20 protein-coding genes are annotated in these 23,288 nt (G+C 40.4%); 10 read left to right on the plus strand and 10 right to left on the minus strand.

Annotated elements, in window-relative coordinates:
- Positions 1-4 precede the first annotated feature (4 nt).
- The 6 genes from J5X91_RS01910 to J5X91_RS01935 all read left to right on the plus strand — a co-directional run bounded on the left by J5X91_RS01910 (position 5) and on the right by J5X91_RS01935 (position 5,540).
- The gene (locus J5X91_RS01910; RefSeq protein ID WP_179806907.1) at positions 5-565 is read left to right on the plus strand and encodes a DUF3261 domain-containing protein; all 561 of its coding nucleotides are present in this window, start codon (positions 5-7) and stop codon (positions 563-565) included.
- Positions 562-1,734 (plus strand): beta-ketoacyl-ACP synthase, encoded by a 1,173-nt coding sequence (locus J5X91_RS01915; protein ID WP_208833951.1) that lies wholly within the window; start codon positions 562-564, stop codon positions 1,732-1,734. Before J5X91_RS01910 ends, J5X91_RS01915 begins: the two co-directional genes overlap by 4 nt.
- A complete protein-coding gene (locus J5X91_RS01920) occupies positions 1,727-2,197 on the plus strand; it encodes a hotdog family protein (protein WP_041454930.1) in 471 nt (156 codons plus the stop codon). The genes J5X91_RS01915 and J5X91_RS01920 overlap by 8 nt, the downstream gene beginning before the upstream one ends.
- Positions 2,194-2,919, plus strand: a complete 726-nt coding sequence (locus tag J5X91_RS01925) for a 3-ketoacyl-ACP reductase FabG2 (protein WP_208833952.1) — start codon at positions 2,194-2,196, stop codon at positions 2,917-2,919. Before J5X91_RS01920 ends, J5X91_RS01925 begins: the two co-directional genes overlap by 4 nt.
- A complete protein-coding gene (locus J5X91_RS01930) occupies positions 2,919-4,148 on the plus strand; it encodes a beta-ketoacyl-ACP synthase (RefSeq protein ID WP_208833953.1) in 1,230 nt (409 codons plus the stop codon). Before J5X91_RS01925 ends, J5X91_RS01930 begins: the two co-directional genes overlap by 1 nt.
- Positions 4,149-4,238: 90 nt before the next feature.
- Positions 4,239-5,540: a DEAD/DEAH box helicase gene (locus tag J5X91_RS01935; RefSeq protein WP_011330036.1), complete on the plus strand. Its 1,302-nt coding sequence runs from the start codon at positions 4,239-4,241 to the stop codon at positions 5,538-5,540.
- Between the two features lie 91 nt (positions 5,541-5,631).
- On the opposite strand, the gene J5X91_RS01940 is transcribed toward J5X91_RS01935, so the two are convergent.
- Complete coding sequence (locus J5X91_RS01940; RefSeq protein ID WP_011330037.1) at positions 5,632-7,242, minus strand: NAD(P)/FAD-dependent oxidoreductase; 1,611 nt, start codon at positions 7,240-7,242, stop codon at positions 5,632-5,634.
- Between the two features lie 194 nt (positions 7,243-7,436).
- Between J5X91_RS01940 and fdxA the strand changes: the two genes are divergently transcribed.
- From fdxA to J5X91_RS01955, 3 genes are all read left to right on the plus strand, one after another.
- Complete coding sequence (fdxA, locus tag J5X91_RS01945) at positions 7,437-7,760, plus strand: ferredoxin FdxA (protein ID WP_011330038.1); 324 nt, start codon at positions 7,437-7,439, stop codon at positions 7,758-7,760.
- A gap of 146 nt (positions 7,761-7,906) precedes the next feature.
- Positions 7,907-10,153 carry a carbohydrate binding family 9 domain-containing protein gene (locus J5X91_RS01950; RefSeq protein WP_208833954.1) on the plus strand — a complete coding sequence of 749 codons (2,247 nt, stop codon included), beginning with the start codon at positions 7,907-7,909 and terminating at the stop codon, positions 10,151-10,153.
- 139 nt (positions 10,154-10,292) lie between these two features.
- Entirely contained in the window at positions 10,293-12,203 is a 1,911-nt protein-coding gene (locus J5X91_RS01955) for an EAL domain-containing protein (RefSeq protein WP_208833955.1), read from the plus strand.
- 89 nt (positions 12,204-12,292) lie between these two features.
- Here J5X91_RS01955 and J5X91_RS01960 read toward each other — a convergent pair whose 3' ends face one another.
- The 7 genes from J5X91_RS01960 to J5X91_RS01990 all read right to left on the minus strand — a co-directional run bounded on the left by J5X91_RS01960 (position 12,293) and on the right by J5X91_RS01990 (position 19,097).
- The gene (locus tag J5X91_RS01960) at positions 12,293-12,994 is read right to left on the minus strand and encodes a TorF family putative porin (RefSeq protein ID WP_208833956.1); all 702 of its coding nucleotides are present in this window, start codon (positions 12,992-12,994) and stop codon (positions 12,293-12,295) included.
- 10 nt (positions 12,995-13,004) lie between these two features.
- Positions 13,005-14,222, minus strand: a complete 1,218-nt coding sequence (locus J5X91_RS01965; RefSeq protein ID WP_182683621.1) for a BCCT family transporter — start codon at positions 14,220-14,222, stop codon at positions 13,005-13,007.
- Between the two features lie 155 nt (positions 14,223-14,377).
- Positions 14,378-16,045, minus strand: a complete 1,668-nt coding sequence (gene betA / locus J5X91_RS01970; protein WP_197107562.1) for a choline dehydrogenase — start codon at positions 16,043-16,045, stop codon at positions 14,378-14,380.
- A gap of 12 nt (positions 16,046-16,057) precedes the next feature.
- On the minus strand, positions 16,058-17,521 hold the full coding sequence (gene betB, locus J5X91_RS01975) for a betaine-aldehyde dehydrogenase (protein ID WP_197107559.1): 1,464 nt from the start codon (positions 17,519-17,521) through the stop codon (positions 16,058-16,060).
- A gap of 1 nt (position 17,522) precedes the next feature.
- Positions 17,523-18,098 carry a transcriptional regulator BetI gene (gene betI, locus J5X91_RS01980; RefSeq protein ID WP_050754485.1) on the minus strand — a complete coding sequence of 192 codons (576 nt, stop codon included), beginning with the start codon at positions 18,096-18,098 and terminating at the stop codon, positions 17,523-17,525.
- A 439-nt stretch (positions 18,099-18,537) separates the two neighbouring features.
- Positions 18,538-18,840, minus strand: a complete 303-nt coding sequence (locus J5X91_RS01985; RefSeq protein WP_011330047.1) for a hypothetical protein — start codon at positions 18,838-18,840, stop codon at positions 18,538-18,540.
- Positions 18,840-19,097 (minus strand): DUF3081 domain-containing protein, encoded by a 258-nt coding sequence (locus J5X91_RS01990; RefSeq protein WP_011330048.1) that lies wholly within the window; start codon positions 19,095-19,097, stop codon positions 18,840-18,842. The genes J5X91_RS01985 and J5X91_RS01990 overlap by 1 nt, the downstream gene beginning before the upstream one ends.
- 146 nt (positions 19,098-19,243) lie before the next feature.
- Here J5X91_RS01990 and J5X91_RS01995 point away from each other — a divergent pair, with 146 nt between their 5' ends.
- Positions 19,244-20,524, plus strand: coding sequence for a flavohemoglobin expression-modulating QEGLA motif protein (locus J5X91_RS01995; RefSeq protein ID WP_011330049.1), 1,281 nt, complete (start codon positions 19,244-19,246; stop codon positions 20,522-20,524).
- A gap of 444 nt (positions 20,525-20,968) precedes the next feature.
- Here the strand turns inward: J5X91_RS01995 and J5X91_RS02000 are convergent, their stop codons facing one another.
- Together J5X91_RS02000 and astD are read right to left on the minus strand one after the other, a co-directional pair.
- Positions 20,969-21,772 (minus strand): DUF1338 domain-containing protein, encoded by an 804-nt coding sequence (locus tag J5X91_RS02000; protein ID WP_179806896.1) that lies wholly within the window; start codon positions 21,770-21,772, stop codon positions 20,969-20,971.
- 49 nt (positions 21,773-21,821) lie between these two features.
- Positions 21,822-23,288, minus strand: coding sequence for a succinylglutamate-semialdehyde dehydrogenase (gene astD, locus J5X91_RS02005; protein WP_208833957.1), 1,467 nt, complete (start codon positions 23,286-23,288; stop codon positions 21,822-21,824).

The raw sequence follows: 23,288 nt of genomic DNA on the forward strand, positions 1-23,288 counted from the left end.
TAATATGCTTAAACTAATACTCCAGCGTGCACTGCTATTGCTAACCTGCATAGTGCTGTCAGCCTGTGCGAGTCAGTTTAGTTCCAGTGCAGCTATAAGCATAGCACCTGCGGCTAGCCTAAATTTAAATAGCATGGCGCCATCAATGTATGGCCGCTCTTGGCAACAAGTGTTATTTATTACCACTGGGCAAGAGCAGCATACCTTGTTATCGCAATTGGCGGTTAATGAGGCGGGAGGGGTCAAGTTGCTGATGATGACCAGCCAGGGCTTTCCAATTGTAGAGCTTGAAAAATCACCCAAAGAGCCAATTAAAGCTAAAAAAATGCTTGTAGGCGTCGATATAAATCCTGCTTATGTATTGGCCGACATTGCCTTAGTACATTGGCCTGTTGCGTTTATAAATGAGCAGCTGAGCGGCGCACTGGTGGAACAAGTAGGCACACACAGACAAGTACTACAAAATCATAAAACCCTGATCACCATTGACTATAACGATGATGCAATTACGCTGCATAATATTGTACGTGATTATAAAATAATATTTAAAAAGGTAACTCAGTGACATATTGGCTAAATAACTTAGGTATTGTTAGTGCGATGGGAGTAGGCCCGCAGGCAACTCTCGATAGCTTAAACAGTTATAACTCTGCAACGCCTATATTAACTCTAAATTCTACACTTAGCGCGCAACAACAGCCGTTATATGTTGGCCAAGTAACCTCGGTTGCGTTGGCGCAAAAAAAACGTATAAATACCTTTATTGATATGTGTTTAGCGCAACTACAAACAACTATTGAGCAATTTTCGCATATCGATAAATCCCGTATTGCGGTGGTGTTAGGCACGAGTACTTCGGGTATTGCAGATGGTGAACGGGCTCGTGCTCATTTTGAACACACAGCGCAATGGCCAAATGACTTTCATTATTATGACCAAGAACTTGCCACCCCAGCACACTATATTGCGCAAAAGCTTGATGCAAAGGGACCCTGTTATAGTATTTCTACAGCCTGTACATCAAGCGCAAAAGCATTACTAAGTGCCCGCGCACTGCTAAAAGCTGATATGGCCGATGTTGTTATATGCGGTGGCGTTGACACCCTATGCCAACTTACTCTCAATGGTTTTGATTCGTTAGCGTCGTTAAGTAGCGGAGTTTGCCAGCCGTTTTCAAGTAACCGAGACGGCATTAATATTGGTGAAGGCGCAGCATTATTTGTAATGAGTAAAGGCGTAAGCGCAATTACAGATAAAGCAATTGCACTGTACGGTGGCGGCGAAAGCTCTGATGCACATCATATTTCAGCGCCCGATCCCAATGGTATGGGCGCGCAATCTGCAATGCAAAAAGCACTAAAACAAGCGCAATTAGCTGCCCATGAAATTGACTACATAAATGCACACGGTACCGCAACGCTAAAAAATGATGAAATGGAGGCACTTGCAATTAATCGTGTGTTTGGCAACAATACGCCACTTAGCTCAAGCAAGCACTTAACTGGGCATACCTTAGGAGCTGCAGGCGCAATTGAAGCCGCGCTATGCTGGCTACTTCTTAAAGAGCAAGGCCAGTATGCATTGCCGTATAACGTATTATCAACAGGCGGTAACTTGGCCGATGTAAAAATAATAAAACAAGCATTTAAGCCCAAATTGCGTTACTGCTTGTCAAACTCATTTGCCTTTGGTGGCAATAACGCCAGTTTAATTTTAGGTATTGCCGATGAATGAGCTGAGCAGTAATCATTACGCAATTGAGCAGTTGCTTGCCCACGACGCACCAATGATTTTAATTGACACTTTAACGCATTATAGCGCCGAGAGTGCGCGTTGCCAGGTAACGATTACACCGCAAAGTGCGTTTTATAATGCCGATATTGCCGGTGTACCCAGTTATATTGGGGTTGAGTATATGGCGCAGTCAATAGCCGCTTACGCAGGCGCATTAGCAAACGATGCAAATGAGCTTCCTAAAATAGGCTTTTTAATTGGTACGCGTAAATATCAAACCCATCAAGCATGTTTTAAAGTTAATAGTAGTTTAACTATTAAAGTGCATAAGCTATATCAAGAAGAGTCGGGATTGAGTGTGTTTGAATGCCAAATAATCCACGGCGATACATTAGCATGTGAAGCAAAAATTAATGTTTTTCAGCCCGAAAATCCGCTGGAATTTATAAGAGATAATCAATGACAAAACGAATTTTAGTCACAGGTTCAAGCCGTGGCATAGGCAGGGCTATTGCGCTTAAATTAGCATCCCAAGGGTATGACATTACAGTGCATTGTAAAAATGGTGTGGCAGATGCACAAGCAACTTGCGCAGCAATACAGGCATTAGGCCAAGCTACTAGCTTATTACAATTTGATGTATGCGACAGAGCCGCCGCCAAAGCACAAATAGAGCAAGACATAGCCCAGCATGGTGCTTATTATGGCGTGGTATGTAACGCAGGTATTACCAATGATATGGCGTTTCCGGCTATGCAAGGCGAGGACTGGGATTGCGTTATTCGTACCGGGCTTGATGGCTTTTATAATGTGGTGCACCCCACGGTAATGCCTATGGTGCAAAACCGTAAAGGTGGGCGTATTGTAACCATGGCTTCTGTATCGGGCATTGCCGGTAACCGTGGGCAAGTAAATTACAGTGCGGCAAAAGCCGGTATTATTGGCGCTACAAAAGCGTTGTCGTTAGAGTTGGCTAAGCGAAAAATAACCGTAAACTGCGTTGCACCTGGGTTAATAGAAACCGCAATGACTGACGAGTTACCGGTAGACGAAATGCTAAAAATGATCCCGCTTAAGCGTATGGGCACAGTAGAGGAAGTTGCGGGTACTGTGGCATTTTTAATCTCAGATGATGCGGCCTACATTACCCGCCAAGTCATTTCAGTTAACGGCGGTATGGTGTAATGAAGCGCGTTGTAGTGACAGGTATGTCGGTGATCACCGCACTTGGCGATGAATGGTCGGTATTTAAACAAGCACTGATTAGAGGCGAAAATGCAGTGACCACTATGCCACAGTGGGACAAAGCACCAGAGCTTAATACGCGTTTAGCGGCGCCGGTTACTCATTTTGAGCGACCGAGTCATTATAAACGTAAACAAATACGCTCAATGGGGCGAGTGGCGCTTATGTCAACACGCGCTACAGAGTGCGCGTTAGAGCAAGCCCAGTTACTCAATCATAGTAGCTTAACCGATGGCTCTACGGGGGTTTCTTATGGTTCATCTATAGGGTCAACCCCGCCGTTACTCGCGTTTGCTAATATGATGGAGTCGGGCTCTATGTCTGGGGTAACAGCCACTAGTTATATTCAAATGATGGCGCATACTGCTCCGGTTAATGTTGGAGTGTTTTTTGGCTTAAAAGGGCGAGTGATCACCACAAGCTCAGCTTGTACCTCAGGCTCACAAGGTATTGGTTATGCCTATGAAGCAATAAAATTTGGTCGTCAAAAGGTGATGGTTGCTGGTGGTGCAGAGGAGTTATGTATTACCGAAGCCGCAGTATTTGATACCTTATATGCTACCAGCACAAAAAACGACACACCCAAGTTAACCCCCAGGCCATTTGATAAAGACCGTGATGGATTAGTGATTGGCGAAGGTGCTGGCACACTGATTTTAGAAGAGTATGAACACGCAAAAGCGCGCGGTGCCACTATACTGGCAGAGGTGGTTGGTTTTGGTTGTAATAGTGATGGTGAGCATGTTACTCAACCTACCTCTAAAACAATGCAAATAGCGATTGAACAAGCCCTACACGATGCAAATTTAACCGCCGAGCAAATTGGTTATGTAAGTGCGCATGGCACCTCAACCGATCGAGGCGATATAGCAGAGTCGCATGCCACTTTTAACGCATTAGGGGCAAAACCCATTAGCTCTTTAAAAAGTTATTTAGGCCACACTTTGGGCGCATGCGGTGCTATTGAAGCGTGGGCGACGATTAATATGATGAATGATAACTGGTTTGCCCCCACAATAAACCTCACCGAGGTGGATAACGAGTGCGCTCAACTTGACTACATAACAGAGCAAGGGCGAGAAATTAACACCGATTATGTAATGAGTAATAACTTTGCTTTTGGTGGTATTAATACCTCTTTAATATTTAAACGCTATAAAACAGATTAAACCATGCAAAAGTAAAGTAATGACTAACTGTTAGCACTTTTTTACTGTATAATTTGCGACCCTTGATAATGTGGCCGCAGGTTATACACCATGAATTTTAAATCTTTTAGTTTTGCTCCTGAACTTGTTCAGGCGTTAGACGAACTTAACTATCACACCCTTACGCCCATTCAGCGCGCAGCAATTCCTGCTGTTCGTAAAGGTAAAGACGTTTTAGCAAGTGCACAAACGGGGACGGGTAAAACCGCGGCGTTTGCGCTACCAATTATTCAAAAATTATTTGAGTCTGAAGTAAGCACTACTAATGCTCCGCATGCTTTAGTTTTAGCGCCTACGCGCGAACTTGCAGAGCAAATAGCAAATAACTTTAAAGACTTCGCAAAACATACTTCGTTAAAAGTAGTCAGCTTATTTGGTGGTGTTAACACCGCAGGCCAAGCTAATGCACTTAAAGAAGGTGTTGATATTGTAGTAGCAACGCCAGGGCGTTTACTTGATCATATTCGCTTAGGTAACTTAAGCCTTGCCAGCGTAAAGCACTTAGTACTTGATGAAGCCGACCGTATGCTCGATATGGGCTTTATTGAAGAGATGCAAGGCGTTATAAAAAGCTGCGCTGACGATCGTCAAATCTTGTTGTTTTCAGCTACTTTCCCAGCAGCAATTAAACAGTTTGCATCTAAAGTATTAAAACAGCCAGAAATAGTACGTGTTGATCAAACAAACAGTACTGCTAGCACTGTAGCGCATGTGGTTTACCCAGTTGAAGAGCGCCGTAAGCAAGAGCTGCTTTCTGAGCTAATTGGTAAGAAAAACTGGCAGCAAGTGTTAGTATTTGTAAACATGAAAGAAACAGCCGATGAGCTAGTAACAGAGCTTAACCTTGATGGCATTCCGGCTGCGGTTTGTCATGGCGATAAGTCACAAGGTAATCGTCGTCGTGCGCTGCGTGAATTTAAAGAAGGTAAAGTACGTGTATTAGTGGCAACAGAAGTTGCGGCGCGTGGTATTGATATAGACGGTTTACCGCGTGTAATTAATATTGACTTACCTTGGCTTGCAGAGGACTACGTACATCGTATTGGTCGTACTGGCCGCGCAGGTAAAGAAGGCCAAGCAATTTCGTTTGTAAGCCGTGAAGAAGAAAACATGTTGTTTGAAATTGAAACCTTAATTGGTCAAAAAATTAAACGTGTTTACTTAGAAGGCTATGCAGTAAGTAACCGTGAAGTATTAATTGATAAAATTGGCAAAAAGCCTGCACACTTACGTCGTACTCGTGCTAATAAGCCATCTGGTCAAGCAACTGGCGAAGCAAGAGCAGTAAATCGCTCACGTATTTCTAAAATACGTAAAAGCTTAAAAGGCGAAAAACTGTCGCTTAAAAAGTAATTAATAATGCGCTAACCTAATATGGTTATTTGCAGTTACAAAAAAACCTGAGCTTGCTCAGGTTTTTTTATGGCTTAATTTAATAAAACGCTTATTTTGCGTTTTCTAGCATTGAAAGCGCCACCGCTTCAGCGGCTTTAATACCATCAATACCTGCCGATAAAATACCACCGGCATAGCCTGCGCCTTCGCCAGAAGGGTAAAGCCCTTTAGTATTAATACTTTGAAGTGTTTTATCGCGCTTAATACTTACCGGCGAAGAGGTACGTGTTTCTACACCTGTTAGTAAGCCATCATTAGTTGAAAAACCACGAATTTGCTTATTAAATGCCGGAATTGCTTCACGCAGAGCATCAATTGCATATTTAGGTAATACATCGGCTAAATCGGTTAATTTAATACCCGGCGTATAAGATGATTGCACATCGCCTAAAGCTGATGACGATTTACCCTTTAAAAAGTCGCCAATAAGTTGTGCTGGCGCATCGTAATTACTGCCGCCAAGTTCGTATGCTTGTTTTTCAAGTTTACGTTGTAACTCAATACCCGCTAATGGGTGACCCGGGAAGTCTTGCTCTGGCGAAATACCTACAACAATAGCGCTGTTTGCATTGCGCTCACTACGAGAATATTGGCTCATACCATTGGTAACAACTAGGCCTTCTTCAGAGGTGGCTGCAACCACAGTCCCCCCTGGGCACATACAAAAACTATATACGGTACGGCCATTATCACAGTGGTGAACTAGTTTGTAATCAGCAGAGCCCAAAATGGGGTTACCTGCATTGTCACCAAAGCGGCACTCATCGATCATAGATTGCTTATGCTCGATCCTAAAGCCCACCGAAAATGGTTTAGCTTCCATGTAAATACCTTTTTTATATAGCATATCAAAGGTATCACGGGCACTGTGACCCACAGCAAGCACTACATGGCGGGTATTTAGCTGCTCGCCATTTGACAAGGTTAAGCCCGTTACTTGGCCGTCTTCTAAATGAATGTCGTCTACGCGAGTGCTAAAGCGAATTTCGCCGCCAAGTTCTACAATATGCGCGCGCATTTTTTCAATCATAGTTACCAGTTTAAAGGTTCCTATGTGTGGCTTACTTACGTATAAAATTTCTTCTGGCGCGCCAGCGGCAACAAACTCGGTAATAACTTTACGGCCATAATGTTTTGGATCTTTTACTTGGCTGTATAATTTTCCGTCGGAGAATGTACCTGCGCCGCCTTCACCAAATTGTACATTTGACTCGGTATTTAGTGCGCGCTTACGCCAAAAACCAAAGGTATCTTTAGTGCGCTCGCGTACTTCTTTACCACGCTCTAATATAATTGGCTTAAAGCCCATTTGTGCCAACACTAAACCTGCAAATAAACCACAAGGGCCAAAGCCTATTACGACAGGGCGCTCTTTTAAATCGTTATTTGCCTGGGCAACAAACTTATAAGCGGTGTCGGGTGCTACTTTTACATGCTGATCTTTGGCAAAAGTTGTGAGTAACTGCTCTTCGTTATCAACGCTTATATCTAAGGTATAAATAAGTAAAATAGCTGTTTTTTTACGGGCATCGTAACCACGTTTAAACACATTAAAACTATGTAACTGTTCTGGCGTTATTTTTAGCTTACTGACAATGGCATCTTTAATTGCATTTTCGTCATGATCTAGCGGTAGTTTTATTTCGGTTAAACGTATCATTTTGTCTCTTTTAGGTGTCTTAGCGGGCTTTTAATTACCGCTCACAATAAGGGGAGTAGCGCAAATAGCACCACAAAACATAAGGCGCTTATTTTACGTTAAATTACGCTATTATGGCACTTATATATTGTATTTTAGCCTTGGTTGGGTATGATCCGCCGTTGTCGTTATAAAACCTTAGGCATTGAACCATTATGGCATTTGTAGTCACCGAAAACTGTATTAAATGTAAGTACACAGATTGCGTATCAGTGTGCCCAGCAGATGCATTTTTTGAAGGCCCTAACTTTTTAGCTATAAGCCCAATTGATTGCATTGACTGTGGTTTATGCGTACCTGAATGTTCAGCTGATGCTATTTATCAAGAAGATGAATTACCAGAGTCACAACAAGAGTTTACCGAACTAAATGCCGAGCTTGCACTTATATGGCCACGCATTACGCAGGCAAAACCAGCCCCAGCCGATGCTGATGAGTGGAATGGTATTGCTGATAAACTCAAGCTTATTGAAACCTAATCGCTGCGCTTAAATACTTCTTTATTATTAATTAGTTAATGTTATGCAAAAAACTATTTGCAAGGTATTAACAAATCCATTGGTATAAACTACAATCCACGCCAGAAATTACTCTTATTGAGTAATTTAAGTCTAAATGGATGTTTATGCAGTACTTAATAATAATAAAAAAACAATCAGTGTTCTTTATTTTAAGCTTTTTCTTTCTTTTACTCACCACTCCAAGCGCGCTTGCCAATAAACAACACTATTCACTCACGCGTATTAATAAAAATATAACAGTAGATGGGGTAATGAATGAGGCACATTGGCAAGATGCCACGCGCATTGCATTGCAGTTTCAAGATGAACCAAATGAAAAAGGTACGCCACCGGTAAAAACCGATGCTTATATATACGAAGACGGCAGTAACTTATATGTAGCGTTTGTTGCACACGATCCTGACCCAACGCACATTCGCGCTGCACTGCGAGATCGCGATACTCTGTGGCAAGATGACACCGTGGCACTAGTAATTGATACCTTTAATGATGAGCGCTCTGGTTATGAATTTTATGTGAACCCGCTAGGGGCTCAGGGCGATATTCGCATGACCGACACCGATGGCTGGCAACAAGACCTTTCTTGGAATGCCATTTGGGATAGCGCAGGCAAGATTACTGAGCAAGGTTATGTGGTAGAAATGCGTATTCCTTTTAAAGCGCTGCGTTTTGCACAAAATAAAGAGCAATTAACCTGGGGTTTTGCCCTAATGCGCAATTATCAACGAGATGTGCTTTATCAGTTATCAAACATTGGGTTTGATCGCGATATTAAGTGCAGCCTTTGCCAGTTTGATAAACTTACCGGCTTTGAAAAAATAACGGCCAGCAAAAACCTGCAATTAACGCCTACTTTAACTGCGCTGCGTAACGATACCAAATCACAGTTACCGGGTGATTGGGAAAATGGCGATGTAAACGCCGAAGTGGGTATAGATTTACGCTGGGGCTTAAGCCAAGACGCCGTTATAAACGCCACTATAAATCCAGACTTCTCGCAAGTGGAAACCGACTCTCTGGCGCTGGATATTAATACCACTTACTCTATATACTATGAAGAAAAACGGCCGTTTTTTTTAGACGGTGCGTCATATTTTAAAAGTAGTTTATTTGAGCTTTTATATACTCGCACCATTGCAGAGCCTAATCTAGGCGCTAAATTAACCGGCAAAACAGCTAATCACAGTTATGCGGTGATGTTTGCCGATGACGACAATAGCAATATTTTACTGCCAACTAATCAGGGCTCAGGATTTGCAAGCTTAAACGAAAATACCAAAGTGGCAGTGGCGCGTTACCAGTACGATATTGGCCAGCAAGGCACTGTAGGGATTTCAAGTACGCATCGTGAAAGTGATGACTATCGCAATACGGTTTTATCAGTTGACGGTAGTTACTGGTTTAATCAATCAGACACCTTAAGTTATCAAGTTGCGAGCAGTGATACCCGCAACTCAGCATTTTTAGTTGAAAATTATAACCTGTCACAAACACAATCCGATCAAGCGTATGCAATTAAGCTCACCCGCGATAAACGCGATTATAAATTATTCGCAGAGTACGAAAATATTGGCGCAGATTATCGTGCCGATTTAGGCTATCAAGCTAAGGTCGATTACGAAAAAGTTATTTTAGGAGGCGGGCAAACCTGGTATCGAGATGAAAATGATTTAGTTACCTCTTGGTCATATGTAGCTGATTGGGATAAAACTTGGGCGAAAAATGGCGATTTACTTGAGCAAGAGTACGAAGGTTATTTAAGCTTTAAAGGCCAAAAACAGTCTATTTTCGAAATAGGGCTGATACATAGGTATGAAAATTATAACACTAATTTTTATAATCAAAACATTGGTTATATTTACAGCGGATTTAAACCAACAAAAGATCTTAGGCTGTCTTTGTATGTTGAATACGGGAGTCGCATTGACTACAGTAATGAGCAACTAGGTGACGCCTTTGATACCCAAACTCAAGCGGTGTGGGATATAAACAATCATTGGCAAGTTGACATAAAGCATAGCTACAGCCAATTAGACAACCTACAAGGGGAGCGTGTTTTTACAGCTAACCTAATTGATTTTAGGCTTTACTATAAATTTAATATGCGCTCAATGCTAAAGCTTATTTGGCAATTTGAAGATATTGATCGCAACGAAAATGCTTATTTTTATCAAGTGAACCAAACTAATAAAGATTACGGCAGCCAACTCGTTTATTCGTACAAAATTAATGCGCAAACATTATTTTACTTAGGGTATTCAGATAAAGGTTACCAAGATGATTCACTTAAAAGCTTAGAGCGCGACCAGCGCACCTTTTTTACTAAAGTCAGTTACGCATGGCAGCTTTAAAATGCACTTAATTAGATAATAATGAGTACCCTGTAATCATTAAGGATTGTATAATAACTTAATTAGTAGTAAAAATAGCCTATATGATGTTTTATTTGCTTATGCTTTAATATGTTAACAACGTTAGATGGACCTTTAAGTGAATAAATTAAAATCTATAAATGTAATTATAATAATGGCTATTTCTTTATGTTTTAGTATTAATGTAGGTATAAGTAATCAGATAGATAAAATTAATTTATTTCACTCTAATATCGATGTTCGTAATTTTGAAATAGATACCACCACATTGACATTGGCCCCTTGGTATAACCCAATATTAAATGGCTATTATATTGTTAAGCAAAACAATATAAACTTTATAGTATTGAAAACCAGCAAAACAGAATTTATAGCGGTTAAAGCTAACGATTTAATTTTAATTACGCTTACATCGCCACGAAACCTATTTATATTTTTTGTGATTTTTCTCATTGGCTTTGTGTATTTAAAAAAAGAGCTTAAAAAACATTACTACACAAAAAAAATTATCCAACTTAATAAACAAACAGATACCTTACTCAAAGCATTTAACTTACAAACAAAGTCAGCAGCTAACGCTAATAGTATTACAACGCTGAGTGAGTCTATAAGCACCCTTAATAGCCATGTTGAGCACTATGTAAAGCAAACTCAAACCAGTATTTACCAAGATAAACTCACCCTACTAATAGACCGCCATGCCTATATTAAACATATAGATAGACAAATTAGCCAAGTAAATATTGAAAATTTAAAATGTGCTTTATTGTTTATTGATTTGGACGGTTTTAAAAAAGTAAATGACTCTTTTGGGCATAGTTTTGGTGACGAAATATTAGTTCAAGTAGCAACTCGTTTAGCCAATGTGATACGCCATAATAAGTTAAATAACATAAATCCAGCCAATCAGTTAGAGCAAAACTTATCTCGACTAGGGGGCGATGAGTTCTCTATTTTTATAGAGTCAGTTGAGTCAGAAGCGCAAGTTTTAGATATTGCAAGGAATGTATTAAACGAGTTAGAAAAAGACTTTGTGTTAGGTAATAAAATTATAAAAATAAGTGCCAGCATAGGTATTGCAAAATACCCAGAGAGTGCCTCAACGCCGCAAGCCTTACTGCAACTTGCAGATGTAGCTATGTATAGAGCAAAGCACGATGGTAAAGGTATTTTTAAAGTGTACTCTCCCGAAATGGGTAATAAAATGCGCCGCTATCATTATTTGCTAGAAGAGCTTCGTTTAGCGGTCGCCCGCAAAGACTTTTATTTAAACTTTCAACCTATCGTACATGTTGAAGATTGCATGATAGATTATTTTGAAGCACTAACACGTTGGAACCATTCAATTGAGGGAATGATTTCGCCTGTTGAATTTATTCCTATAGCTGAGGAGTCTAATTTGATTTTAGAATTAGGCGATTGGATTATGTTAGAGGCATGTAGACAAATGGCTGCATGGCATAATGCCGGTTTGCGCAAAGTAAGAATATCGGTAAACGTGTCGGGAGTGCAGCTAAAACATAGATCTATATATGACTGGGTTATGGCAACTCTTACCAAAACCGGGCTGTCACCTAACTCACTGATGCTAGAAATTACAGAATCAACGCTTATAAAAGCAGATTCTTTAATAATTAAAGAGCTTGAAAAATTACGTAAAGAGGGCATTACGATTGCCATTGATGATTTTGGTACTGGTTTTAGCTCTTTAAGCACTTTGGCTGATTTACCTATAGATGTGATTAAAATTGATCGCTCTTTTATTACTCAAGCAAATAAAAGTAAAAAGTACCTCGATATATTAAAAACTATTTGCGAACTTGGACAAAAGCTGGGGCTTAAAATAGTGGCCGAAGGTGTAGAAGAGCCAGCACAGTTTGAATTAGTAAAGCGTATAGGTGTGAGCTCTGTACAAGGCTATTTAGTAAGTAGGCCAGAGTCATCTGTTAATGTAGGTAATAAACTACTCAACAAAAATGTGAGCAATATGTCAGGCTCAGGAACCAGTGCCTGGGAAATAAGTAATTAGTAAATTGCTTATTTAACAGCCGCACATAAAAATGCCACTTAACTTAAGTGGCACTTTTTTGCTAATAAATAGCATTCATTTAATTAAGATTATAAATTAAACGTACGTGATACGGCCAATACTAGACGCTCATCTGCGTAGTCGTAATCTAAGCTGGTGTTTTCAGCGGCAACTTCAATATTAAAGCCTTCATAGCTAGTTTGGTATGCTAAGCGGTAATGGTTGTAAGATTTTTTTTCATTACTATCCCACGCGTATTTTTTACCGTCTAATGAGTTTGAAATATCAAAACTTGCACGTAGTGCATGGTTAGGCGCAAGTTCATAAGTATGGGCGATCATTGAAATAACATGACTTGCACCGCTGCCAAAGTAGTCCCAGCTATACCAAAAGTTAAGCTCTGTTTGGCCATAATCACTCGCATAGCCAAATTTTGTATAGGCTTCGCCATAATTACCATCACTGTTATTGCCTTGGTAAGTGTAATAAGCAATACCGTAATCAGCACTAAAGTGTTCATCAAGCTGAATGTATCTACCTACATAAGCATCAAGCTCAAAATCAGTGTCATCACCAAAATCTACATTAGAGGCCCAAATACCTGCATACACACCGCTATCAAATGCGTAATCTAGGCTTGCTTGAATTGCAGGGTCGTTATCTGTTTGCGTTACACCATTGAAAGTATAGTCAGAAGCGGCAGTAATGGTTGTTGACCAATTAGCCGCTGCAGTTGTAGATAAAAGTGTAAAAGGTAAAGCGATAAAAAGTTGTTTTAGTTTATTATTCATAGTGTTTTTCCTAGCTCATATTTTCAATTTTGGTGTAATCAATTTTGTTTGCTTTTGGTGAGCCTATAATGTCGTTCACCGTTTTTAATTTGTTGTAGCCAATATAAGCAATACAAATAAAGAACAAGGCAATAACTAATGCGCCAACCCATTGAATTTGCAAAAACTCTAACTTAAATAGTAATGTTAACAACGACAAAGCAACAATATTCATGGTTAAGTATTTAAATTTACCTAAGCGTTTCACCGTCAAGTTTAAGTTATCTGTGTATAACCGGATAAGCGAATCAAGAGAGTTAATTACAAAAATAATACCAACAAATACCATGGCAAAGTTTTTAATACCTTCGGTAGGAATACCAGCTTCGTGGTAGTGATAAAGCACACTAAACCAGATAGCAATTGGAATTGATGGGAAAATCAACATTGCAGCCAATACCTGGTAAGTTCTTAATCCACCGACAAAACGTGCAGTAAATTGACCTATCATAATGCTCCATGCAAACCACCAAAATAAATAAAACTCATGGTAGTCATTTAGCGGTAAAACAAATTCATTAATATTGGCAAAATAAGTACCAATAGCGCCTAAGTTATTCGAAAAGGCAGACAATTCACTGTCACCAAATACAAATGCACCCGCCCACATAAAGGCAATAAGTGCTAAAAACATCCAAGTAGTAGAAATACTTAAAATACGTACATACTTAATGTCGGTACTCGAATAGGCAGCAAACGCTATTGCAGCCAGCACAATTAAATAAAACACCGGAATAACACTTGAGCCATCACCGAAGTCGGGTAAGTACCAAGGTAAGTTAGTCAGTAGTAAGTAAGCAGTAAATGCACAGGTGCCAATGATGACAACGTTATTAATAAACTTAACCCAAGGAATTTCGAAAAATTTAACTTTAGGTTCTATTACACAGAAATAAAAGCACGTAAGAAAGTAAAATCCCCAGATTAAAAACCCCCAATAGCCAAACTCAATAGCTAGCGGATTTGCAAATGCGTACTCTGGGCTTGCTTTTATGTCTGCATAACCGGCAAATTCGGTTAACGGAAACATAATAAGGCCAACATCTAGGCCTGAGGTAAATAATATGGCTATAAAGGTAAATGTTCTAACTGGCGTTACGCCTACAACACGTACATTGCCCCATTTAAATAAAATAGCGATTACAGCTAATAAGGTGAAAATAATCCCAGCACTAAGCCAAATAGTCATTATCGCCCTCCCAAAATAAATAAAAGTAATTCATAAATACTCCGTTTATTGTTTTTCTCGCGTTAACACAACATAACCAATTTATATCGTGAGCCACGGCGAGCCTCACAAAGGGTTAACTACCTAAGTAGCTAAACCTTTGCCAGTGGCTTAATTTATATCTTGCTATTACGTTGTGTTGTTTGCCAGTTAGCGCTCATTGCTACAGATGCATTGAGTTTTGCTAGTGGCTTATTACCTAAAATAATATCAGCGGCTTTTTCGGCCACCATAATGGTAGGGCCGTTTAAGTTACCGTTTGGTATGGTTGGAAATATAGACGAGTCAACTACTCGTAAACCTGCAATCCCATGTACTTGGGTGTTTGAATTAACGACTGCCAGTTCATCTTCACCCATTTTGCAAGAGCAAGAAGGGTGATAAGCGCTTTCAACCGTTTGACGTACAAAGGCATCTATTTCTGCATCGGTTTGAATATGCTTACCTGGCTGAATTTCTTCATCGCGATAATCATCAAAGGCACTTTGCTCAATAATTTCACGAGTTAGGCGTACACAGGCTCTAAAGCCTTCAATGTCATCTTGATGTTGTAGGTAATTAAACACAATTTTAGGTGGTTGCTGAGGATCAGCCGATGCAATAGTAACGCTGCCGCGGCTTTTTGGCTTGTTATGACCTACATGTACTTGAAAACCATGGCCGTCAAAGGCACTGCGTCCGTCGTAGCGCATTGCGGCAGGTAAAAAGTGGTATTGCAAATCTGGCCATTCAACTCCAGGCTTAGAACGAATAAAAGCACATGATTCAAAGTGATTTGTAGCGCCCAGTCCCTTGCGGGTTAATAACCAACGCGCACCAATTAAACCTTTTGAAATTAACCCTAATTTACCGTTTAAGGTAATAGGTTGTTTGCACTTATATTGAAAGTAAAACTCAAGATGATCTTGTAAGTTTTGCCCTACACCGGGTAAATGGTGTTTTACCTCAATGCCTGCTTTTTTAAGCACTTCGCTATCGCCAATACCCGATAGCTGTAAAATATGTGGCGAGCCAATAGAGCCGGCGCTTAATATCACTTCTTTTGCAGCAACAGCGGTTTTAACTTCGCCATTTACTTTGTATTCAATACCAGTGGCTTTTTTGCCCTCTAAAACAACGCGCTGGGCAAGTGCACCGGTAACAATAGTTAAATTATTACGCGATTTGACTGGGTCTAAATATTCACGCGCGGCTGAGCTACGTACACCGTCTTTTACCGTCATGTGCATTGGCCCAAAGCCTTCTTGCTGCGAGGCATTGTAGTCGTTAGTGTGTGCGTAACCCGCTTCAATGCCCGCTTTAATAAAGGTGCTGTACAAAGGGTTTTTCATTTCGTTACCGTTATTAACGCCCAGCGGGCCTTTACCGCCACGGTACTTATTTTCACCTAAGTAAAAGCTTTCTGCTTTTTGAAAATACGGTAAACACGACTGATAATCCCAGCCGTTTGCGCCATTGTGTTGCCATTCGTCAAAGTCTTTTGCATGGCCGCGTACATACACCATGCCATTAATAGATGACGAACCACCGAGTACTTTACCGCGCGGACAATGCATTTCGCGGTTGTCTAAATGCGGCTCAGGTTGGGTATGAAACTGCCACGCGTACTTATCGCTATTCATTGGAATAGAAAGCGCGGTAGGCATTTTTATAAAAATGCTTTTATCACTGCCACCCGTTTCTAGTAGTAATACACGGGTGTTTTTATCGGCTGATAAGCGATTTGCTAACACGCAACCTGCAGAGCCTGCGCCCACAATAATATAGTCATACGAATTACTCATAATCAGTATCCTTTAAAATGGGCTTTCTATGTCGGTCATACCAACATAAACAGATTTAGTTTGGGTATAAGTATCGAGGGTTTCTATGCCGTTTTCGCGGCCAATGCCCGATTGCTTGTAACCACCCACTGGCATTTCTGCAGGTGAGTTACCATAAGCGTTAATCCAACAAATACCCGCTTGTAGTTGATGAATAACACGGTGTGCACGTTTAATGTCGCTAGTAAATACACCGGCAGCTAGACCAAGGTGAGTACCGTTTGCACGTTTAATCACATCGTCTTCGTCATCAAATACCAACACGCTCATTACTGGGCCAAATATTTCCTCTTTAACTATGCTCATGTCATCGTTGCAATCAATAAACACAGTAGGGGCAACAAAATAGCCGTTAGGTGCAGATGCAGGTGAAAGTGTTGTACCACCTGTTAGTAGCGTTGCGCCCTCTGCAATACCTTTATTAACGTAGCTCATTACTAAGTCTTGATGCTTTTTAGAAATTAGCGCGCCAAAGTTAGTATTTAAATCTTGAGGATCGCCGGCAATAATATTTTGTTCAGTACGGGTTTTAAGCTCATCAATAAATTGTTGATATACATTTTTATGAACATAAATACGGGTACAATTAGTACACACTTCGCCTTGAGTATAGAAGTTGCCTAACATTGCAGCACTTACTGCTTGTTCAATATTGGCATCATCAAATACAATTAATGGCGACTTACCACCAAGCTCCATGGTGACATCTTTTAAAGATCCCGCAGCGCTCGCAACTACCTTTTTACCTGTACCCACTTCGCCAGTAAACGACACTTTATCTATATCAGTATGCTGTGTTAGCCATTGGCCTACATCGCCTGCGCCTTGTACTACATTAAATACACCTGCGGGTACGCCAGCTTCTACAAAAATTTCAGCTAGCTTAATTGCGCCAAGTGGTGTTTCTTCCGATGGTTTAAAAATAAACGCATTACCAGCGGCAAGAGCAGGGCCCGATTTCCAACAGGCAATTTGTAGCGGGTAGTTCCACGCACCAATACCAGCGCAAATACCTAAAGGCTCTTTACGGGTATAGTAAAAGTCGCTGCCAACCATTTGTTGTTGGCCAACTTGTGCCGGTGCTAAACCAGCAAAGAATTCAATAACATCAGCGCCTGTTTCAATATCTACACAGTTTGCTTCTTGCATTGGTTTGCCGGTATCAAGTACCTCTACCAGCGCTAGCTCATCATTGCGCTCGCGTAAAATTGCTACGGCCTTGAGTAAAATGCGACTGCGCTCAATAGGCGACATGGCCGACCACTGAGCAAAACCTTGCTTTGCACTTGCAATGGCAGCGTTTTGAATAAACTCGTCAGCAATTTCTACTGCATAAATAACTTCACCCGTAGCAGGGTTAGTTACATCAAATGTTTTGCCGCTTTTATTTGCAAGGAAATGGCCGTTAATAAAATTTTGATAGACAGGTGTTGTCACGCTAGGCTCCATATTGCTTGATGAGTGAATGCACATAACTTTTTGCTAGCTTTTCACTGTGATTAAACTGATGTTCGTTTGATTTACTAAGTACTGCTCGTAACCATAGGCCGTCGATCATGGCGGCGCTAAGTTCGGCGGCTTGTTTTGCTTGCTCAGCGGGCATTAATTGCTTAAATGAAAATGCTAAATTACTTTGCAAGCGTTTGCTGTTTACATTTTGTAGCCGGTGTAATTCGGCATCGTGCATTGATTGTGCCCAAAAGCTCAACCAAGTTCGTGTAGTATCTGAGCGCTGTTGCACAAGTGCAAAGTTGGCTTCAATAATAAACATTAAGCGCTGCGTTGCGTTGGTATTTGCTTCAAGTTTGCAAACAAGCTCCTGTTTTAAACTCGTAAGTAAATACCTCACCGTTGCTTCAATTAATCCCTGCTTACCACCAAAGTAATGACTAATAATGCCAGAGGATAATCCCGCATTTTTACTAATACTGTTAATAGTGGTTGCCTGTAAACCGCGCTGTGCAACCGACTCAATTGTTGCGTCAATTAGCTGCTGACGTCTTATAGGTTCCATTCCAACTTTAGGCATATTTATTATTAATTGACCGTTCAATAAACATAAGTTTAAGGTAATAGCTCTAACAATTCAAGGCGCAGGTAAATGATCGGATGCCTAAATGTAGATGAAATATTAACAAGAAAGGTGATCTAGTATACGTAAATAACAAACATTGAATTTGTTTTATATTATTTAAAAACAAGAGTTTACGTGTTATTTTGTAGTGCAATAGGGGAGGGTTATTTTGGCTAAGAAATAAAATGTAAATAATTTCAAATAATATGCTTAGTACGGTAATCATTAGAGCACTAACGGTATGTGTTGCTGTTTATATAGCCAAAATTGCAATGGATATAATTATAACAACAGGCTGGTTTTATAAAGTTAATTGTAAATATAGCAAAGCAAGAAGGGCTAATATAGGTACAAAGCAGACGTATTGTTACAGCTTAATTTAAGGCGCTAATATACCTTTGAACAAAAGAGGATAACGCCTAAGACGATTTCCAATGTAGTCATCGGCCATAATTTGTGCGCAAATTTCATCCACGTTATTACATGCTGCAAACACCCAGTCAAATCGCTCAATAGCGAGGAGAAAGCCTTTTTTTAAATGGGTTTGGGTACGGTAGTAAGCTAGGTTGTGGCGAATAATTTCGAGCTTGTGCGGGTTAGCTTCAAGCTCAATAATTACTTGCGTAATAAAGGAAGTATTGAGCTTGCTAGTGGCGCGTTTTTTAAGCCTGGGTGGCAGCATTAGGTTTCATTGGCAATATTGTGTAATTTTTTTAAAAAGTCATCTTTGTGTTTTTCATGTTCGTAATCAAGATGATACGTATTATGAAACCCAAAACGCAGTTCTACGCCGCTGCCTTGTAAATAAATGGTATAACCGTCTGCGTCTGAATACGCGGTAACGCCTTGATAATGCTTACCATCATCCTGCATTTCGCCGCGTTGTATTATGCGTTCATACACAGCTAAAATTTGCTTGTTGTCGATTTCATTTTTCATTAATTAATCCTTAACTTTGCAAGTATATACGTTTTAGATATGTGGCCCGATCATCTTAAAAACAATGGTTAAAAAATGATGATATTACTTTGTAATTTGGTTATTTTAAATTATGCTCACGGTTCATTATTTGTTGAGCTTACACCATGATAGACAAGGCGTTACTACTTAAAACTCGTGAATTATCAGATCAATTAGTTGCCCTGCAAACACCTATAAGAATACTGGATGCGATTAATTGGGATAAACAAATTAAAGAAGAGTTTTTTAGACAAAAATGTCAAAAAAATCCAGTTATCGATCGTGCATATTATCAGCAGCGCGATTTAGGATTTGTGCCCAGCGAACTACGCCAAGCGTTTTCTACTTTGCAGCGTAACATTATTAACCAGTTAGGACAGCTAAACCCAATAGCTCAATATATGGGAAAAATGTGCAGCGAGTATAAAACCGTATTAAGCATGCTGGAATATCGAGGAACGCCTGAATTTCATGACCTATCAGTAGAGCTATTTGGGCACCCTAAAGATTTGTTTCATGCTGGTGAGCCTTCACTTACTGAGCTGGCAAACATGTTAGAGCGGCCGCTTAAAAACTTATTAATTGCCGATATACTGCCAGACGATCCTAAAAATATAGCAGCAAGCGATGCTGTGCGTATTTTATCTGAGCAAGTTAATGCCAGTATGGTAGGGATCAACGTAGAGGTAATGCTAAGCGATGGCATAGTGAGCGATGCAGCAGCTGGGGCTAATAACATTAAGCTAAATAAAGATGTGAAGTTTTCGCAGCGTGAACTCGATATTCTAGAAGTGCACGAAGGCTGGATACATGTAGGCACGACGCAAAATGGCCTAGCGCAACCTTACTTAACCTGTTTAAGTAAAGGCACGCCAAGCTCAACAGTGACCCAAGAGGGCCTTGCGGTATTAACCGAAATTATTACCTTAAAATCAACACCACGGCGCTTATCTAAATTAGTTAACCGTATTCAAGCGGTGACCAAGGTAATTGATGGTGCTGAATTTGTTGATATTTACCGCGATTATGTAGCGCAAGGGTTATCGCAAGATGAAAGCTATACTTTAGCTCAGCGTGTATTTAGGGGCAGTACCCCCACAGGTTTGCCGTTTACTAAAGACATTGCCTACATTAAAGGCTTTGTTTTGGTGTACAACTTAATTCGGGTTGCCATACAACTGGGCAGAATCGATCAACTGCCTTTATTACTGGTTGGAAAAATATCGATTGATGACTTTAGGCTGATTACGCAACTGCATAGTTTAGGAGTAATCGAATCGCCTAAGTTTGTACCGCCACACTTTAAAGACTTACGCGGTTTAGCAACTTGGCTCAGCTTTGGGCGCTTTATTGGAGACTTGTCGTTTGAACAATTAGAAAACGATTATAAGCCGCTGTTTTTATAATAACTACTGGGAGCTTTTCTCCCTTAAAGCAAAAAAAACGCAGTTGGAATGAGCAACTGCGTTTAAGTATATAGTTACAAGCCAACGTAACTATAGTTGAGGAAAGTTTGCTAGTAATTAGCCAGGTAAAACTTGGCTGGATAGTTGCTGATTTGCCTTGCTACAAACTAGGTTTGTAATCTACTCAGATTGATTATAATCAAGAAGCAGCGAAATAATAAAACGTGTTTTTAATGTGTGCAATAGTTAATTTTAAATAGCTTGGAATTAATTTAAGTTAATATAAAACAGTAGTTTGGGTTATTAATTTAAATCATCTAATGGATAAGTAAAATTAATCGAAAGCGCCATTACGTTAGTAAACCTCTTTACCAGAGCTCCGGTTAAATAGGCATAAAAAAAGCCCTTTACGGGCTTTTTAAAGAGTGACTAAATGCAGGCTAATTAGCGCGCATTGGTACTTTCAAAAATTTTATCGGCAGAGGCTGCTACAAACCCGGTGTAAAGCTCGCCATCGGCTTTAGGGTAGCGAATAGCAAACTCATAAAAACAGCTAGGAATGCTCATTTCACCATCGCTAAAGCTTACTGAGTACTCATCAGCAAGGGTCGACGATTGCTCAAGTAATACCTCTGGCGAGCCTTTCACTTCGCCGCCTGAGCTGTTAAGTGTAAAGCCTGCATCTTTTAGCGCTTGGTTAACATCTTCAATGTTATCAAATTTATCAAGGGTATTAATATTTACCGTAAAGTGATTAGCTCGGTAACCCCATGCCGACATCCACGCTGCGTATTCGCTCTCGGCAAGAAGTTGCTTATAAGTGTCTGTACTTACTTGCCAGTGCGTGCCTGAGTATAAAAAGTTATCGGCGGTCACTGCGTCCTCGTCAATTTGACTCACCATATCATTTACAATTGCTTGTAACTCAGCAGAGCATTTATCTACCAACAACTCAGAAATAAATACTTTTGGCTGTGTTAAATCACTGTGCTCGTAGTGCTTTGCGTATAGTTTTTTAGCTTCAAAGTGATACTCACCACATTCTTTATAACCCAAAGCTAAAAAGTGTGCTGCCAGCTTTTCTAAGCCCACTTTTTCAATGTTAAAGGTACGCAGAGCAATATGATCGTTAATAATGTCATCTTTTTGCGTTGAACCTAATAGATCATGAATTTTGTCTGCCGATGGCGTTACGTTTAAGTAGTTTTGCCATAGGTTATCAAATAATGTATTTACATCAGTATGCATTATAAATCCTTAAATTTTGTTATATACCTTAACGCTAGTTAAGTTGTATTTATTCAATTATTAAGCCCGGCGCGAGGGTTTGCGGTAAAGTTACTTTATCTGATTCAACAGAAGCTACCGGGTAGGCGCAATAATCGGCAGCGTAATAGGCGCTTGCTCTGTGATTACCACTTGCGCCAATGCCACCAAATGGTGCAGCGCTAGACGCACCGGTAATGGGGCGATTCCAGTTAACAATGCCAGCACGAATACGCTTTAAAAAATGGCTATAATCGTGTTCGCTATCGGCTAGTAAGCCGGCAGATAAACCAAAGCTGGTGTTATTTGCTTCATTAATGGCGCTGTTAAAATCGCTGTAGCGATATATTTTAATTAATGGCCCAAAATGCTCTTCATCTGGCATATCATTAACATTAGTCACATCGATAATACCTGGGCTGACAAAACCAGTACCTGGTTTTAATTGCTTAAGTTCAACTAAAATCTCAGCGCCTTTAGCGACAAGTTCATTTTGCGCAGCCACCATACCTAATGCTGCTTTTTCGCTGATCATAGCACCCATAAATGGCTGCTCTGTTGCAAAGCTGTCATCAACTACAATATTTTTAGTGGCGCTAATAAGCTTAGCTAGAATGGCATCGCCATTACTCGAGTTTTCAATAAATACACGGCGTGCACAGGTACAGCGTTGGCCAGAAGTAATAAAGCCCGACTGAATAATGTCGTGTACTGCGGCGCTAACATCGTTTACGTCTTTAATTATAAGCGGGTTATTGCCGCCCATTTCAAGCGCTAAAATTTTACCCGGGTGGCCAGCAAACTGTTTATGTAATAAATGACCTGTATTAGAACTACCGGTAAAAAATAAGCCATCTATATCTTGGTGAGCGGCCAATGCCTTACCTGTTTCAATTTCGCCTTGTACTAGGTTAATTACACCAGCAGGTAAGCCCGCCTTTAACCACAGCGATAAAGTAAATTGTGCTACATGAGGAGTAAGCTCTGAGGGTTTAAATACCACAGTGTTACCCGCTAAAATAGCGGGCACAATATGCCCGTTAGGCAAGTGCCCAGGGAAGTTATAAGGGCCAAAAATAGCCACTACACCGTGCGGTTTATGCCTAATAAATGCTTTAGCACCAGGCATTGGATTTTCTGTGGTGCCGGTACGCTCATTATATGCTTTTACCGAAATAGCGACTTTACCTGTCATCGCGCCTACTTCAGTACGGGTTTCCCATAAAGGCTTCCCGGTTTCTTGGGCAATAATAACGGCAAACTCTTCGCTGTGTTCTTTTAGTTGTGCAGCAAAGTTCTCTAGTATGGTAATGCGCTGCTCAAGCGGGGTATCAGCCCACTGTAACTGCGCTGCTCTTGCGGCTTTTATTGCGCTATTTACTTGCTCAGCACTGGCGCCATTACCTTGCCAAATTGTTTCGCCATTGCTTGGATTAATTGAGGCAAACGCGAGGCCTTGGCCTGCTTGCCATTGGTTATTTATAAGTTGTGTATTCAT

Origin of the sequence: Pseudoalteromonas sp. K222D, from assembly GCF_017653575.1 — a bacterium.
Taxonomy (GTDB): domain Bacteria; phylum Pseudomonadota; class Gammaproteobacteria; order Enterobacterales; family Alteromonadaceae; genus Pseudoalteromonas; species Pseudoalteromonas nigrifaciens.

Coding starts and splice junctions, on each gene's coding strand:
- J5X91_RS01965 (WP_182683621.1), bottom strand. CDS start 14,222: ATGACTATTTGGCTTAGTGCTGGGATTATTTTCACCTTATTAGCTGTA.
- J5X91_RS01995 (WP_011330049.1), top strand. CDS start 19,244: ATGATAGACAAGGCGTTACTACTTAAAACTCGTGAATTATCAGATCAA.
- J5X91_RS01935 (WP_011330036.1), top strand. CDS start 4,239: ATGAATTTTAAATCTTTTAGTTTTGCTCCTGAACTTGTTCAGGCGTTA.
- J5X91_RS01960 (WP_208833956.1), bottom strand. CDS start 12,994: ATGAATAATAAACTAAAACAACTTTTTATCGCTTTACCTTTTACACTT.
- J5X91_RS01925 (WP_208833952.1), top strand. CDS start 2,194: ATGACAAAACGAATTTTAGTCACAGGTTCAAGCCGTGGCATAGGCAGG.
- betI (WP_050754485.1), bottom strand. CDS start 18,098: ATGGAACCTATAAGACGTCAGCAGCTAATTGACGCAACAATTGAGTCG.
- fdxA (WP_011330038.1), top strand. CDS start 7,437: ATGGCATTTGTAGTCACCGAAAACTGTATTAAATGTAAGTACACAGAT.
- J5X91_RS01985 (WP_011330047.1), bottom strand. CDS start 18,840: ATGCTGCCACCCAGGCTTAAAAAACGCGCCACTAGCAAGCTCAATACT.
- J5X91_RS02000 (WP_179806896.1), bottom strand. CDS start 21,772: ATGCATACTGATGTAAATACATTATTTGATAACCTATGGCAAAACTAC.
- J5X91_RS01930 (WP_208833953.1), top strand. CDS start 2,919: ATGAAGCGCGTTGTAGTGACAGGTATGTCGGTGATCACCGCACTTGGC.
- J5X91_RS01990 (WP_011330048.1), bottom strand. CDS start 19,097: ATGAAAAATGAAATCGACAACAAGCAAATTTTAGCTGTGTATGAACGC.
- J5X91_RS01950 (WP_208833954.1), top strand. CDS start 7,907: ATGCAGTACTTAATAATAATAAAAAAACAATCAGTGTTCTTTATTTTA.
- J5X91_RS01920 (WP_041454930.1), top strand. CDS start 1,727: ATGAATGAGCTGAGCAGTAATCATTACGCAATTGAGCAGTTGCTTGCC.
- J5X91_RS01940 (WP_011330037.1), bottom strand. CDS start 7,242: ATGATACGTTTAACCGAAATAAAACTACCGCTAGATCATGACGAAAAT.
- J5X91_RS01910 (WP_179806907.1), top strand. CDS start 5: ATGCTTAAACTAATACTCCAGCGTGCACTGCTATTGCTAACCTGCATA.
- betA (WP_197107562.1), bottom strand. CDS start 16,045: ATGAGTAATTCGTATGACTATATTATTGTGGGCGCAGGCTCTGCAGGT.
- astD (WP_208833957.1), bottom strand. CDS start 23,288: ATGAATACACAACTTATAAATAACCAATGGCAAGCAGGCCAAGGCCTC.